The 16,351-nt window shown below is 41.2% G+C and carries 9 protein-coding genes and 1 tRNA gene; 8 read left to right on the top strand and 2 right to left on the bottom strand.

The genetic code is table 11. The features are described from left to right. The first annotated feature begins 15 nt into the window (after positions 1–15). The 8 genes from G608_RS0119095 to G608_RS0119060 all read left to right on the top strand — a co-directional run bounded on the left by G608_RS0119095 (position 16) and on the right by G608_RS0119060 (position 11,051). On the top strand, positions 16–3,165 hold the full coding sequence (locus G608_RS0119095) for a hypothetical protein (RefSeq protein WP_026497322.1): 3,150 nt from the start codon (positions 16–18) through the stop codon (positions 3,163–3,165). 193 nt (positions 3,166–3,358) lie between these two features. Next, positions 3,359–4,228 (top strand): ROK family protein, encoded by an 870-nt coding sequence (locus G608_RS0119090; RefSeq protein ID WP_026497321.1) that lies wholly within the window; start codon positions 3,359–3,361, stop codon positions 4,226–4,228. Between the two features lie 38 nt (positions 4,229–4,266). Further along, a complete protein-coding gene (locus tag G608_RS0119085) occupies positions 4,267–5,604 on the top strand; it encodes a replication-associated recombination protein A (protein WP_026497320.1) in 1,338 nt (445 codons plus the stop codon). 30 nt (positions 5,605–5,634) lie between these two features. Continuing rightward, positions 5,635–7,443 (top strand): DUF5722 domain-containing protein, encoded by a 1,809-nt coding sequence (locus G608_RS21975; RefSeq protein ID WP_051209569.1) that lies wholly within the window; start codon positions 5,635–5,637, stop codon positions 7,441–7,443. Between the two features lie 95 nt (positions 7,444–7,538). Beyond that, entirely contained in the window at positions 7,539–8,693 is a 1,155-nt protein-coding gene (locus tag G608_RS0119075; RefSeq protein ID WP_026497319.1) for an NAD(P)-dependent malic enzyme, read from the top strand. A gap of 21 nt (positions 8,694–8,714) precedes the next feature. Beyond that, positions 8,715–9,230 (top strand): DUF4364 family protein, encoded by a 516-nt coding sequence (locus G608_RS0119070; protein WP_026497318.1) that lies wholly within the window; start codon positions 8,715–8,717, stop codon positions 9,228–9,230. 34 nt (positions 9,231–9,264) lie between these two features. Next, complete coding sequence (locus tag G608_RS0119065) at positions 9,265–10,881, top strand: HAMP domain-containing sensor histidine kinase (protein ID WP_026497317.1); 1,617 nt, start codon at positions 9,265–9,267, stop codon at positions 10,879–10,881. Between the two features lie 97 nt (positions 10,882–10,978). Next, a tRNA-Thr gene (locus G608_RS0119060) sits at positions 10,979–11,051 on the top strand. Positions 11,052–11,135: 84 nt separating this feature from the next. On the opposite strand, the gene G608_RS0119055 is transcribed toward G608_RS0119060, so the two are convergent. Both G608_RS0119055 and G608_RS0119050 read right to left on the bottom strand, forming a co-directional pair. Beyond that, positions 11,136–11,687 carry a tyrosine-type recombinase/integrase gene (locus tag G608_RS0119055; RefSeq protein WP_026497316.1) on the bottom strand — a complete coding sequence of 184 codons (552 nt, stop codon included), beginning with the start codon at positions 11,685–11,687 and terminating at the stop codon, positions 11,136–11,138. Positions 11,688–12,287: 600 nt separating this feature from the next. Continuing rightward, positions 12,288–16,346, bottom strand: coding sequence for a hypothetical protein (locus G608_RS0119050; protein WP_026497315.1), 4,059 nt, complete (start codon positions 16,344–16,346; stop codon positions 12,288–12,290). Positions 16,347–16,351: the final 5 nt, after the last annotated feature.

Raw genomic sequence — 16,351 nt, 5'->3', positions numbered from 1 at the left:
AAAAGAGGTTATGTTATGTATAAGAAGAATTTACTCAAAGCCACATCAGTATTCACAGCATTTGCTCTTGCGTGCTCTACAATGGCAATGTCTGGATGCGGCCTTAATAAAAAAGAAGATACAGTTGCTGTAGAGACTCAGGCAGAGACAGGAGAAGATACAGTAGAAAACGCAGAGGCAGATGAGCTTGTAGATACAATGACCAAGACAGCCTACACAGGTTCATCCGAAAATGCCGAGAGTGGAAAAGAAGAGACTGTATATGTAATGACAGATGCCAGTGGTAACGTTGATGATGTTGTTGTAAGCAACTGGCTTAAGAACAAGGATGGCAGTAAGACACTTACAGATAAGACCAATCTTAAAGATATTGTAAATGTAAAGGGTGAAGAGACCTACACAGAGAATTCCGATGGCACAGTTACATGGGACGCAGAGGGTTCAGATATTTACTATCAGGGAACACCTACAGAGGAAGTTCCCATCGGTGTAAAAGTTACCTATACACTTAACGGAAAAGAGATGACTGCCGATGAGATCGCAGGTCAGAGCGGAAGTGTGAAGATCCGTTTTGATTATACAAACACTCTCAAAAAGGAAGTAAATATCGATGGTCAGGAAGAAAACATTGATGTTCCTTTTACAATGATTTCCGGAACAATGCTTGACAGCGATAAGTTCGCTAACGTAAAGGTATCAAACGGTAAGGTTATATCAGATGCCAACAATTACGTAGTAGTTGGTGTTGCTATGCCGGGCCTTAAGGAATCTCTCAAAATTGATGATGAGAAGCTTAAAGAGAATGACATCGATGAAGAGGATGTAAGTATTCCTGATTATGTGGAGATCACAGCCGATGTAAACGATTTTGAACTTCCTATGACAATTTCAATGGCAAGCGCAAATGTTGTATCAGATCTTGGCCTTGATAAGATTTACAATTCAGATAAGGTTGATACTCTTAACGACGATATGGATAAGCTCTCTGATGCTTCTACAGAGCTTCGCGACGGAACAGGCGAGCTTGCAGACGGCACAGGCAAATTCCAGGATGGTACAACAGAGCTTGCAAACGGTACATCAGATCTTAAGGATGGAACAAAGAAGCTTAAGGATGGAACAACAGAGCTTAAGGATGGCACAGCACAGCTTCGTGACGGTGCAGGTACTCTGGCATCAGGTGCAGGCACACTTGCTGACGGAACAAAGACTCTCAGCTCAGGTGTAACTGCTTACACAGATGGCGTTGGCACAGTAGCAAGCGGTGCATCAGACCTTAAAGATGGTGTTGAGACTCTTGCTAAAGGTTCAAAGGACCTTACAGGCGGAATCACTTCAGCAAAGGATGGCGCAGGACAGCTTTCATCAGGTGCTAATCAGCTTAGCAAGGGTATAGGAACATTAGCTGACACTGTTAATACAAATCTTACAGCAGTAACTTTGGCAGAGAATACCTTCTATACCGCATACAAGGCTGTAATAGATGAAGTTGCATCTCAGGCTGCATCAGCATCCTCTCCTACAGTGGCTACTACCAATTCAAACGGTACAGATGTAAGTGCTCTTATATCAAGTATTACAGATCAACTGGCTGACGTATATGCAATAGAAGCAGATATTGAAGCTGCAAGAGCGCAGGCAGCTGAGAATCGCGCTGATCAGGCAGAGAACAGAGCAGAAGAAGCAGAGACTCGTGCAAATGATGCTGAAAAGGCTCTGAATGAGATAAATGATGAAGATACACCTTCTTCAGATGCAGCAGACGATTCCGATAATGCATCAGATGAGAACAGTCAGGACAGTTCTCAGAATGATAACCAGGATGCAAAGAACGCCAGTGATGAGCAGAACACACAGCCTGACACTGCTTCAGATGAAAACAACGCACCAGACAATGGCTCCCAGAGTTCTGAGAGCACAGAGGATAATAGTTCTAGTACAGAAGCTGCTGATAACAGCTCATCAGATGATAATGGAAGTAATGAAGAGGCTTCTCAGAATACCGAAGAGGTAAGTGATTCTTCTGCCGAGAGCACAGAGGAATCAGTAGAGAGCCCTGAGGCAGTAAGTCTTGATGCATCTTCAGAGGAAACAGTAGACGGAACTGTAGAGTATGCAAATGATGCCGGCTGGGCAGCGGTAGAAAGCCTCACAAAGATTCCTAAAGCAAAATGGGATGCTATGTATCAGGCAGTAATTACGGCAAAGGCAGCAAGCGGAAGCGATGAGCAGGTTACACAGCTTGGTGATCTTCTTGAAACTGCCGGCAATCTTATAACTCAGGGAAAAGCAGCTAAGGTGGCAGCATATACAGCTGGTGAGGAAGCAAAGCAGGCATATGCCGCAGGAGATTATGCTACAGCTCAGGCAAAGCAGGCAGAGGCACAGCAGAAAGCCACTGAGGCTAAGACATGCTATACACGGGCCCTGACAGCACTTTCACAGAATGTTGTTACTCCTGCACAGAATGCAACACAGTATGCTATGACAATTTACATGGCCTACAGCTCACTTTCAACATCAAAGACCATGCTTGATCAGCTCTACAACGGAGTAGGAGCCGGCGGACTTAAGGATATCAAGACCGGTGCTGAGACACTTGCTAAGGGAACAGATGATTTATATATCGGTCTTAAGAAGCTTGATAATGGCGGCGCTAAGTTTAATAAGGGTATCAAATCTCTTAAGGATGGAAGTAAGAAGCTTTCATCAGGTGCTGCACTTCTGAGCAGCAAGGGAGATGAGCTTAAGAGTGGCGTATCCAAGCTCTCCGAAGGTGCAGATAAGCTTGCTGGCGGCGCTACAGAGCTTTCAGATGGAACAATTAAGCTTGATGACGGCGTAGCAGAGCTTAAGGATGGCGTAACAGGGCTTGATGACGGCGCAGGAAAGCTTAACGATGGTGCTAAAGAATTAAAGGATGGCGCAGTCACATTAAACGACGGCGCAAAGAAGCTTGCAGACGGAATGGTAGAGTTTGATGAGGATGGTATCCAGAAGCTTACAAGCACAGTTGATGAGGATCTCCTTTCTGTAAAGGACAGACTCAGAGCAGTAGATGAAGCTTCACAGAGCTACACATCATTCTCCGGAGCAAATGAAGATGAACCCTGCTCAGTACAGTTCATCATCCGTACAGCCGGAATAAGCTCAGATGAGGATTGAGGGAGATAAGGTATTAAGATATAGATATTAATAGTATATTTGACCACCGCACACCAGCGGTGGTCATTTTTTTTGAATATTTTTTAATGCGAAATTCTATTTTAATCTTTTGAACTTTTAAGCTATAATTACTATATTGCGGTTTAAACAGAATATTATCTAAGGCAAATAGGTATATGGGAGGTTTTAAGCTATGTTATATGGAGCTCTTGAAGCAGGCGGAACAAAGATGGTTTGTGCTATAGGAGATGAGAACGGTAAGATTTTGGAGAGGACCAAGATTCCTACAACTACTCCGGAGGAAACTATGCCTCCGATTTTCGACTTTTTTAAAGATAAGGGTATTAAGGCTATCGGTATCGCATGCTTTGGACCGATAGATTTGAACAAGGACTCTGCAACCTACGGAAGTATTACTTCCACACCTAAAAAGGGTTGGTCCGGCTACAATATAGTAGAAGAGACCAAGAAGGCACTTGGAATTCCTGTGGGATTTGATACGGATGTTAACGGATCCATGCTTGGCGAGGCAACATGGGGATGTGCTAAGGGCGTAAGTGATGCGATTTATCTTACAATCGGAACAGGTGTAGGCGGCGGAGTAATCTCCAATGGTAAGCTCCTTCACGGAATGCTGCACCCTGAGGTTGGTCATATCAGACTTCCTCGCGTAGAGGGAGATCCCGGTAAGAGCGTTTGCCCTTTTCATGATAACTGCTTAGAAGGTCTTGCTGCAGGCCCTTCAATCAAGGCGCGCTGGGGAGTAAGTGCTGATCAGCTTGCAGATAAGGCAGAGGTATGGGAGATCGAGAGCGAATATATCGCTACAGCCCTTATGAGTTATGCTCTTATTTTAAGCCCCCAGAAGATTATTCTTGGCGGCGGTGTTATGCACCAGGAGCAGCTTTTCCCGCTTATTAGGAAAAAGTTTAAGGAGCTTGTAAACGGCTATATCGTTACTAAAGAGATGGATGATCTCGATAATTATATTGTTCCTGCAAGTCTTAATGACGATCAGGGTATTATGGGAGCTGTCAAGCTCGCAATCGATGCCTGCGAATAAGATAGAGCAGGGCAGGTTTTAAGTTTTAAGAGATAATTATGGATTTATTTGAGTACGCAAGAGAAAACAGCATGAAAAAGGAGTCTCCCCTTGCTGCCAGAATGCGTCCTAAAACTTTGGATGAAGTGGTTGGACAGCAGCATATCATCGGCAAGGACAAGCTCCTTTATCGTGCAATAAAAGCAGATAAGATAAGCTCTATTATTTTGTACGGACCGCCGGGAACAGGAAAAACAACCCTGGCCAAGGTCATAGCAAATACCACTAAAGCAGAGTTTATGCAGCTAAATGCCACCGTATCCGGGAAAAAGGATATGGAGGAGGTGGTTGCCAAGGCTAAGCAGAATCTTGGCGGCTTTGGCAGAAAGACAATTCTTTTCATAGACGAGATACATCGATTTAATAAGGGGCAGCAGGATTACCTCTTGCCTTTTGTTGAGGATGGTACGGTCATACTGATTGGAGCAACCACAGAGAACCCTTATTTTGAGGTTAATGGGGCGCTTATATCAAGGTCAGTAATTTTCGAGCTACAGCCACTTTCCGAAGATGATATAAGGATACTTATGGAGAGAGCCGTTACCGACAGTATAAACGGTATGGGCTCTTATAATGCTGTGCTTGAGCCTGATGCCGCAGATTTTCTTGCGGATATTGCAGGCGGAGATGCAAGACATGCACTTAATGCAATCGAGCTTGGTATTCTCACAACTGAGAGAAGTGAGGATGGCAAGATACATATAACCCGAGAGGTTGCGGAGGAGTGCATTCAGAAGAGAGTTGCCAGATATGACAAGGACGGCGACAATCACTATGATACAATTTCTGCATTTATAAAAAGCATGAGGGGATCTGATCCCGATGCGGCTGTATACTATCTTGCAAGGATGCTTAATGCGGGAGAGGATCCCAAGTTTATAGCAAGGCGAATGGTAATCTGTGCATCAGAGGATGTGGGTAATGCCGATCCTCAGGCACTGCAGGTTGCTGTGGCAGCCTTTCTTGCAACAGAGAGGATAGGTATGCCTGAATGTCAGATTAACTTATCCCAGGCGGCAAGCTACATTGCAACAGCACCTAAGAGTAATGCAGCGGTGGAGGCGATTTTTCAGGCTATGGATACAGTTAAAAACACAGGAAATCTTCCAATTCCAACACACTTACAGGATGCTCACTACAAGTCGGCAGGTAAGCTGGGACATGGAATCGGTTATAAATATGCACATGATTATCCAAATAATTATGTGAAACAGCAGTATCTCCCCTATGAGCTCAACGGTAAGGAGTTTTACAGCCCTTCCGGCAACGGCTACGAGGTTAAGATTAAGGAGCATATGAAATTCCTTAAGGAGAATGCTAAGGATTCAGAAGAATAAATATTTTTAGAAAGGCAAGAGGACACGATTTTGAAGAAACTCTTACCAGGTAAGTTTTTTGAGAAACTGGACAGGGAATTGTCCGAGAAAATTAAAGGAATAAGTATTGTATGCAGCCTTGTGGCGATAATGTCACTGGTTATGGCAATAGCAGGAATATCAGGGGCCTTCGATAAAGAGGAAGAGCCTGAAGAGGTTGTTATAGAGGAACCGATTTTTGAGGTTAAGGAGACAGAAAAAGAAAAGAGCTACCTTGACCCGGATATCATAAAGACCATAGCAGGGTCCGGTGAGCAGGTTAAAAATGCCCTTGATGCAAGACCTGCCACAGTGGATGTTCCTGCGGATCAGCTCTCTGAGTATGTTAAGGTGGACAGCTGTACAATAGTAGAAAGCGGAGCAGTGGAGGTAAAGGGCCTTGCCGAAGCAATCCCCACATCAGATGATAAGTACTACTATCTTTTTGATGCAGCAACCTATGAAGATGATTTTAATGCTGAAGCAGAGCCAATTTCCAAGGTTTATAAGGATAAGGAAATAAGACTTGATGCATCCCTTAATAAGGGAGCACCGGGTTCAAGGCTCTATAGAAAATTCACGGTGGCTGTTAAGAGGAATGGTGTTTTTACACCTGTTTCTCATGCCAGCTATGTTACTAACCCCGAGGCGGTTGCTTCATATAATTACGGCGGAATGCAGCAGAGTTCCAAGAAGGGACTTTTGATCGATCCTTCAAGACTTAATGATGCAGTGGATCTTGGAGTGAATTATGCAACCTACAATATTCCGCTTAACAGACTTCTTTCGCCAAGTGCAGAGGGTTCTGTATCCTATTCCTATAATGGAGTGACCTATCATTTCAATGGAAGAATTCTTCAGGAGTATGATTATCTTTTCACTACCCTTAATGCAAAGGGAATAGATGTTGCGGCAATTGTTTTAAATGACGTATCACCCTCAACCTTCCCGGAGGTTACGCATCCAAGCGGAAGAAGCGGTTCAACAGCACCCTACTACATGTTCAATGCCACTGATGAGAGCGGTGTTAATGCGGTTGCCGCCATCGGTTCATTCCTTGCAGGCAGATATTCAGGCGCAGGACATGGAAATGTGGCTATGTGGATCTTCGGAAACGAAGTCAATGCCAGAAAAGAATGGAATTATATGCAGCAGACAGATCTTGCGACCTATACTGCTGCTTACACAAGAGCATTCAGAGTATTCTACAATGCTATAAAGAGTACCAATGCAGGAGCCAATGTTTATATATCTCTGGATCAGCAGTGGGATAGGAATCTTAAGGGAAATCCCGATTATGACGGAAGGGATATGCTTGATGCTTTTGCATCTTCTCTTAGAAGCTATGGCGATATAGGCTGGGGACTTGCTCATCATCCCTATACCGTGCCCCTTTATGAGACAGCTTTCTGGAATGCCAATAAGCTGGTTACGGATTCCGCAGATACTTCTTTTATAACCATGAAAAACATAAATGTTCTGACAAGTTACATGAACAGTGAAGCAATGCTGTATAATGGCGGTGTCAGATCTATCATACTGAGTGAAGTGGGTTATACTTCAACCCATGGAGATACCCTGCAGGCAGCAGCAATTGCATACGCCTACAGCAAGGTTGCAGCTAACGGAAGTATTCATGCGATCATGTTTTCAAGGCAGACTGATGCTGCTGAGGAGATAGCCCATGACGGTCTTGCAATGGGACTTTGTAGTGCAGGCGGTGGACATAAGTATGCATATAATGTTTTCAAATATATGGATACACCACAGAGGGAAGAATACGTTTCCTTTGCAAGATCAATTGTAGGTGTTAACTTCTAAGTAATTATCCGGTGAGGTATTTTCCGGCCCGGTGCACTACTTAGTTCGATCGAGCATAGCGATATGCAATAGAGTTCATTAAGGAGGAGTATATTATGACAAACGCAGAAAAGGCACTTGAGCTTCATGAAAAATGGAACGGTAAACTTGAAATCACTTCCAAGGCAAAGGTAAAGTCCAGAGAAGATCTGGCTCTTGCATATACACCCGGCGTTGCTGAGCCCTGCAAGAAGATTGCTGAGGATAAGGAGCTTGCATACAAATACACCATGAAGGCTAATACCATAGCTGTTATTTCAGATGGCAGTGCGGTTCTGGGACTTGGTAATATCGGAGCTGCGGCAGGTATGCCTGTTATGGAAGGTAAAGCAGTTCTTTTTAAGGAGTTCGCAGGTGTCAATGCTATTCCAATCTGTCTTGATACACAGGATACTGAGGAGATAATTAAGGCGGTTACATATCTTGCTCCTAACTATGGCGGAATCAATCTTGAAGATATCGCTGCTCCCAGATGCTTTGAAATTGAAGAGAGACTTAAAGAGACTCTCGATATCCCTGTTTTTCATGATGATCAGCACGGAACTGCAATAGTTGTTTTGGCTGGTGTCATCAATTCACTTAAGGTAACAGGTAAGAAAAAGGAAGAGTGTAAGGTAGTAGTAAACGGTGCGGGAAGTGCCGGTATTGCCATCACAAAGCTTCTTTTAAGATATGGCTTTACGGATGTTACCATGTGCGATAAGGAAGGAATTATCTGCAGCAGCTATCCGAATCTTAACTGGATGCAGAAGAAGATGCTTGAGCAGACAAATAAGAAGGATGTATCAGGAAAGCTCGCAGATGTCCTTGTTGGAGCAGATGTTTTCGTTGGAGTTTCAGCACCCGGTATTGTGAGCCAGGATATGGTAAGAAGCATGAACAAGGATGCCATCCTTTTTGCAATGGCTAATCCCACACCTGAGATTATGCCTGATCTTGCAAAGGAGGCAGGCGCAAGGGTTGTTGGAACAGGCCGTTCTGATTTCCCTAACCAGGTCAATAATGTACTTGTTTTCCCCGGTATATTTAAGGGCGCTTTGGAAGCAAGAGTTCCTCAGATCACAGAGGATATGAAGCTTGCGGCAGCTAATGCACTGGCTGAGCTTATCTCCGATGATGAACTTTCAGATGAGAATATTCTTCCCGCAGCCTTTGATCCCAGATGCGCCGAGGCAGTTTCAGAAGCGGTTAAGAGGTTTGCAAATAAATAAAAGATAAACGGTGGAAGTTTTATGAGTTCACAGTATCTTACTTTATATAAGATGATCGTGCTGTATATGCTGAAGAAGTCCGGTGACAGACTCAGCAAGGCTCAGATCTATGATTTTATTCTGGAAAATGAATACACCAATTTTCTTACGCTGCAGGAGGTTTTCAGTGAGCTTGCTGAATCAGGGCTTATAACCGAGTCCAATGAGGGTAGCAGGACCTATCTTAAGATCACGGATGCAGGAGATGAGACCCTGGGCTTTTTCGAGAACAGGATAAATCCTGATATCAGGACGCAGATAAACGAGTATTTCAAAGAAAATGGCATGAAGATTCGTGATGATTCTGCCATAAATGCTCATTTTAAAAAGACCGGAGAAAATGAATATGTCGCTTATCTGTCGGCCTATGAAGGTGGCAGCTCTCTGATCGAAATGTCTATTCCTGTTTGGACAGAATCAATGGCGGAGTCCATCTGTGAGAATTGGAAAAAGAAGAATCAAAGTATTTATCAGTATCTTATCAAAGAACTAATGTAATAGATTTGGGTTCATATATATGAGGTGTGGATAAATGGCCAAATTTTTTGACAGCATGAGAAGGGAAAAGGGCAGTATTTATTCCCTTGTTTCCAAGTATTATGTGCTGTTTGCAATAGCTATATTGCTGCTTGCTTACGGCGTAAATTATATTACGCAAAAAGCAATTTATGATGTGGATTTTTTAAACAGTAGCAAAATCATTACCAGCCAGATGACGGATTTAGAGAATGAGCGCTACTATAAACTGAACCTTGAAAAGGTAATAGGTAAGGACGGCTACTTCGAGGTCCTTGATAATAAAGCCAATGTGATTTTTATAAGCAAATCCGGAATAGCAAATGAGTACAGGATGGATGAGCTGTCATTTATTCCGCCTGTTTCCGGTAGTTCATATTATTATGTTGAAACTATTTATAAGGATGATGTCGTAAACGGATATATACTTCATAAATACAACTTTGTTAAGAACGGTGAGGGTAAGAAGGACGGAACCTCTTATGGTATCACCGACATTGCAATCCTCGATAAGGACAGAAATATCATATATAGCAATTATGACGAGGAACGCAGTCATCTGTCTGAGAACGAGCTTGCCTATGCTATGGAAAATATTGCAGACGGAACATATCTCCAGAGATTTTCCTTTGTGACGACCGGCGGCGAAGAGCGTGTTATGCTGCTACATACCTCCTACACATCGTCAAATGCTGATGAGGAAAAGAAGATATATACCACGGGATTACTTATTTTCCTTAGTGTCTTTGCGGTTCTTCTTTTCATATTCGTACTAAGAACCATTATGTCGGTTAAACGTCCTATGGATATGCTTAAGAATTCTATGGGTGATCTTACGGAAGGAAAGAGAGATGTGGCTATTTCCTACTCCGGACCCAAGGAGTTCGTACAGATTGTAGATGCTTTTAATGATATGGCTGATAAGCTTCATGATACGGAAGAGGCTCGTGAGCATCTTGAGAATGAGCGCCAGAAGATGCTGACCTACCTCTCGTACGATCTGAATATACCTATTACAGCTATTAAGGGCTATACCAAATTTGCGCTGGATCGAAATGCTTCGGAGGAAGATAGAAGAAAATATATTGAAGCCATAGGTCTGCATACAGACGATCTTTCAGAGTTTATAGATGACCTTGGAGACTATGCATATCTGGAGGAAGCAGGGTTCAGGCTGGATAAATCCAATGATGATATATTTGAATTTTTCAGAAATTATTTTCTGCCGAAAAAGGAAGAGGTAGAGCTTATAGGATATTCAATGGATGTAGATGTGCCGGATGAGAGTATGTATAAATCCTTTGACAGAGTCCAGATAAAGCGTGTATTTGAGAACCTGATTTCAAATGCACTTAGCCTCAATCCCCGTGGAACCAAGCTATATGCTGATATATCAGCCAGCTCAAATAAGGTTGTGATCCATATTGGAGATGATGGAGAAGGCATTCCTGAGGAAGCGACCAAATATCTTTTCGAACCATATGCCGGTGGCAGTGCTCCATTTTACGGCGAAAAGAGAGCGGGGCTTGGTTCTTCTATAGCAAGGATAGTTGTGGAAGCCCATGGCGGTACCATCAGACTGATGGACAAGGCTGAAAGCGGCCATTCTACTATGTTTGAAATCGTATTCTGAGTGACCCGAAGAATTGTTTACATAATATAAAATCAGTGATTGACAAGCGCCCTGACGCTTGGTATTATATTCGTTGTGACTAACGAAGTCACGGATTGCTGGCATAGCACAGTCGGTAGTGCGTCGCATTGGTAGTGCGGAGGTCACGGGTCCGATTCCCGTTGCCAGCTCGCCCTTAAATCCAGTATTTATCTGGTTTTAAGGGTATTTTTTTGTTCTAAAAAAGTGGTCTGCAAGTGGTCTTTTACGTAATATCATGCAAAACATGACCTAATTGCGTCCAACTGTGCATCTGCCTGAACGGCTCTGATGTAGTGAAGAGTAGTGTTCTTGTCTGCATGACCTGCAGCGTACATGACGGTTTCAAGATCACCTCCGGTTGCTCTTGCAAGTTCTGTTACACTCCAAAATCTGATTTTGTGTGATGACAGATAAGGGACACCGGCTCTTGCTGTGATAGCTTTCAAATGATCATTAAAATGTCCTGTATTGAGTGGATTACCTTCGGCAGTATAAACAATGTGTTCATATACTTTAGGTTGTTCTCTGAGGCATTTAAGGATGATTAAAGCTCTATCGGACAATGGTAAGACTCTTGAACCATGTTCACCACCTTTAGTGTGATTAAGTTCAACAGAGCGATTTATACCATTGCTATCTTTTCTGAGTACAACTTCGCGTGAAATATTGATGGTCTTTTTTCTGAAATCCACATCGTTCCATCTGAGCGCTTTCAGCTCACCTATACGAATACAGAGGCAGAACATAAGCTCTATACCATATTCATAACCGGTTTTATGCTTCATGGAAGGATGCGACCTCCTTGATGTTTACAATATCGTATTCGTAGTTACAGTTCAGGCCCTAACTTGAGATACGAAGTCCGGTAGACTACACTTGATTCATCAAGTCGATCTACCGGACTTTTGTCTATCGAAGATCTTCGATACACTGTCATATACGCTGGATTCTGAATCCTGTCTTAATGACAGAAGCATGCTCATGCTCTAACAAAGGTAATCAATGCTCGCATCCATTCTTGAAGGCATCAACCTGTGCCTGAAGATTCTTGACGCGGTACTGTAGAATTGTAATGAATTCATACTGATAGTTGTTCATAGAAGTGATTACTTAGCCTTTAACTGTTTTATTTCTGCTTTGAGAGATTTGATGAGTACTTCCTGTGCTTCACATTTCTTTTGAAGCTTTTCATACAGCTTTTTATAGTCGGGTTTCTTTTTTAATATGTGATTTTTAATCGTTAGGGTTGTGTGTCAAGCTATGGTCTGAACTGTAACATGAATAGTGGCGACTTTTAAGATATTTTAAATATCATAGAAAAGACTTCCACAATTGAGAATACTATTAATTCTCCCTGTGGAAGCCTTTTATTACAAGTAAATAGATTATTTTACTTTAATTGTAATCGTCTTTGTGGCTTTTTTATACTTCCCTTTCTTGGCCACATTGATTTTAATCTTATATGTTCCTTTTTTTGCCCCTTTTTTCAAAGTAATGACAACTTTACGGCCTTTAACTTTAGCAGTAACATACTTTCTCAGATTTTTAGAGGTCTTATTTCTAAATGTTATTTTGCCTTTACTGTTTCCAACTTTAATAGTAATCTTCTGACTCTTTTTCTTAAGTTTTGTAGCACTAAGCTCTGACTTACTTTGTTTAAAAGTAGGAGCGTATGGGTCTTTTTCGGCTGCAGAGTTATCCGTGTCTGATATATTCTCTGAAGAATGATTATCCTGTGCGTTATCATTTGAGGAAGTGTTTTCGCGGGTGGTATTGTCAGGATTATTGCTCCCTGAATTGTTGGTGCCGGTATTGTTGTTTCCGGAGTTATTATTTTCTGAGCCATCATTTCCGGAATCATTACCACCGCTAGGTGTATCCTGGTCTGGGTTCTGACCACTTCCGGAATTTTCATTAAGAGCCTCGCCATATACAAGGGTATTTACAATATCCTTGTTATTATATTCATATCTGTCAGAGCTTGTCGGAACAAATACAATCTTTGAGCAGCCGGCGAACTTCTCATTATCCTCTACAGGAATCCATCTCTGTGATATAAATAATGATCCATTCTCAAGGTTGCTGATATTTTCAGAATAATACTCATTTCCTGTAACATCTAATAATTTTAATGTTCCAGAAGCAGGTACGCCGCCTTCGTTTCTTGCCCTGATAATCACACCTTTTTGGTCACCGTTTAATTCCATATGTGCACTTACAGAGACATCAGCCTCGCAAAATGTGATGCTCTCAGTATTATCAAGGATTGACTGCGGATCTTCTGTACAACCTGTTTCTATTATAGAAAGTTCATGTGTTTCAACCTGCCCGGGACTTGTAATATCAACAGTCACAGAAGAAGTGGCTCCGGGAGCAATTGAAACACTTTCAGTTTTTAATAGATTTCCGTCCAGTTTTATATCTACTGAAGTTACAGTATGGTTTCCAGCGTTTGTTATGTCCATCGTCACAGGCACATTACCTGAAATGATCGAATTATCAAGGTCAACAGAGCTTAGGGTTATGTCGCTTACGTTTTCAGAAATTCTTGCCCATACAAGGTCTTTTGTGGTTTCCATTGATGTTCCTGAAAAATCAGCTATTGTATTTAACCCTATGACATAATCTTCTCCGGATAATGTCATTGCTCCGAAATTTTCAAAGTAGATCTGATCTGATAAAACCCTTACAGGAGAATTATAAGATGTACCATCATAATCGCTTCTCCATAATTCGGTACTGTATCCATCTGTAGAGCCTGCTGTTATATAGTAAATCCCATTTTCTGAAGCTGAGTAGTTATTGCTTATACCCGGACAGTTTATTGCAGATCCATCAGCTGCTTTGAGATTACTATCCTCATTCCAGACAAACTGATAACTGTTTGTTCCGGGGAGCTTCAAATAAGATACGGATCCGTTCGTATTGGATGATAAAACACTACTTCCCGAAGCTGTAGATACACAGATTTGTTTAGTGCTCTCATCAGGGTATTTGGCATACGCAACAGCTGCTTCTCCGTTATAACTGCCTGCTTTTGCGATTCCAATATTAGTTTCTGATAAGATCTTTGAAGCTGCTCCGTAACTATCTCCCGATATTTCTGCAATATACACGTCAGTAGATTCAGGATTAAGGACGCTGTCATCATCTGTTACTTCAGATGCAGAATATGTGAATACAACATTACTTTCTGTAGCTGCTATTGAAGGTGAATAAATAAACTTACCCGTATCGTAAACCTTTTCTGATATAACAGAAAGTGTAGTCGGATCAAGTCTCTGCACAACTATTTCTCTGGTCCTTGCCATGTCATAAAGCGATGTCATATCATTTTCATATTCATCAGTTGCTCGTGTATAGGCGACATATACTTTTCCATCATCTGTTACACATATGGAAGGCGCATCATCAAGGATATCTGTTCCTGTACTAAGAGTTACCGGAGATGTAAAAGAAGTACCATTATATCTTGATACCTGAGTAAAAATGTTACCGCTTGTATCAGCATTAAGAAAAGCAATATACGCATTATCACCATTTTGTGCAAATACAGGAGCTGAATATTTATAACTATTATCAAGGAGCGTATATAACACATTGTCTTCTGCTATAGGTGACGATATCCATGAAGACTGTGAAGATAGGGTTGAGAAGTCAATTGGTGTTAAGCTGTCTGAATTTGTAGAGTTTAATGGTAACGGTGAGTTAAGAGAGTTTTCTTTGGGGTAGATTTTCCATTCACCTTTTAATCCCTCATATTCGCCTTCAGCCTTCAAGAATTTCCATTCAAACCCTATACTTCCTTCTAACTTGAATTCTTCAAGTTCTACATAATTTTTGATTTTTGCTGATCCAGTCCCCTTACCATAAGCGCCTGCATATGCATATTCTTTAAAAGCACTGTTACCTATTCCACCAGTTACCTTTAAGGTAAGCGATGGATTTAAATATGTATTGATATTTGTAACTTGTAATCCGTCATTATTAAGAGTGTAATCCAATAAATCACCATGCTCTATTTTGAATTCTTCACTAAACTCTGCAGTTACCGGGATAAAATATACGGCTGCATCCCATGTATATGAAGCTTTCTGTTCAATTATCATGTAGAGTTTGCCATTTCCTTTAACATTATCACCAAGAGGGAATTCAATATAACCAAAGAAGCTTACTTTTACAGAATTACCTGTTAAAGCGTAGGTATGTTTATCAACAACATTTTTATAGAATTCTTTTACTTCCTTTATTTTGCCTTTCTTCAATATTTCTGTATTTCTTTTCAAAGTTGATTCATCTTTCCATACATTTTCACCTAGATTGATTGTAGCAATCAATTTCTCATTTTCTCCGGCACCTGAATATTTGAAATTAACTGGAAGACCCTTTGGTAGTCCTAATGAAATCTTGTTCTTTCCTAAAAGAGGTACACTGTCATCAATATCAAATGTAAATTTCCCTTTTTTAAAATCAAGTTCCATAGATGAATCAGCAAAAGTATAAAATTCCAGCATAAGCGGAAATGAATTGGCATTTTCATCGTTGCCTACAATTACTACACTTACTTCACCTCCGGTTTCAAAATCTGAAGGCAGTAGATCCGCAAATGTTCCATCTGTTGATGTCGCAATTTCTTTTGGATTTTCCTTACCCTGTACAAGACGGTATTCTTTTACAATACTCTCATTTGCTGCTTTACAATTAATTGTAAATTTTTCTTTTGAATTCTTATTAAATTTGCAATCTTCATATCTTAAATCGTATGTTTTCCTAAATGTATCTGTTATTACACGATATTTAGCGTACTTTAACTTAAGCCCTTCATCTTCTTTAAAAAGATTGATTTCAAGATAGTCACTGCCATTTCCGGAAACCGCATTATCCCAATTAGTTAAGATTGGTATGTATCCATCTTTAGTAGCATTAATCGCAGAATATCCTTCAACTATGTCAAGGTCGACTTTACCATTATTATCTGTTAATCCTGAAAGAACCTGTCCAGAGCCATTTAAGGCCATGGGAGTAATTGCTGAATCAAGCCCAGTAGGGGTTATTCCATCATATCCGACAGATACGCCTTCGACAGGTTTATTGTCAGAATCTATAACTTTAATGCCAAGTTTTCCAGCAAGAATGGTGGATGTTTCTGAATCCCTTGGAGTTACGTCATCATATTCGGACGGGTCGTATTCTTTGCTGATATAACGGTGACTTTCACTGCTGGGGAAAATGGTTATATAAGTATCAATACCATCGAACTTACCGTCTTTATTGTCATCAAAATGAAATTCATGTGGTAAATCAATTTTTTCATTAAGATTTTTGGGGGAATCTATTCTGTTTAGGTTATTACATCTTGAAAATAAACCAGATATAGAGGTAACATTTTCAGCATTAAAACTACTTAAGTCTATGCTGGACAGACTGCTACAACCAGAAAACATAGCAT

Origin of the sequence: Butyrivibrio sp. WCD3002 (assembly GCF_000424265.1) — a bacterium.
In the GTDB taxonomy this organism is placed as follows: Bacteria; Bacillota; Clostridia; order Lachnospirales; family Lachnospiraceae; genus Butyrivibrio.
This window is presented reverse-complemented; position numbering and strand designations above follow the sequence as displayed.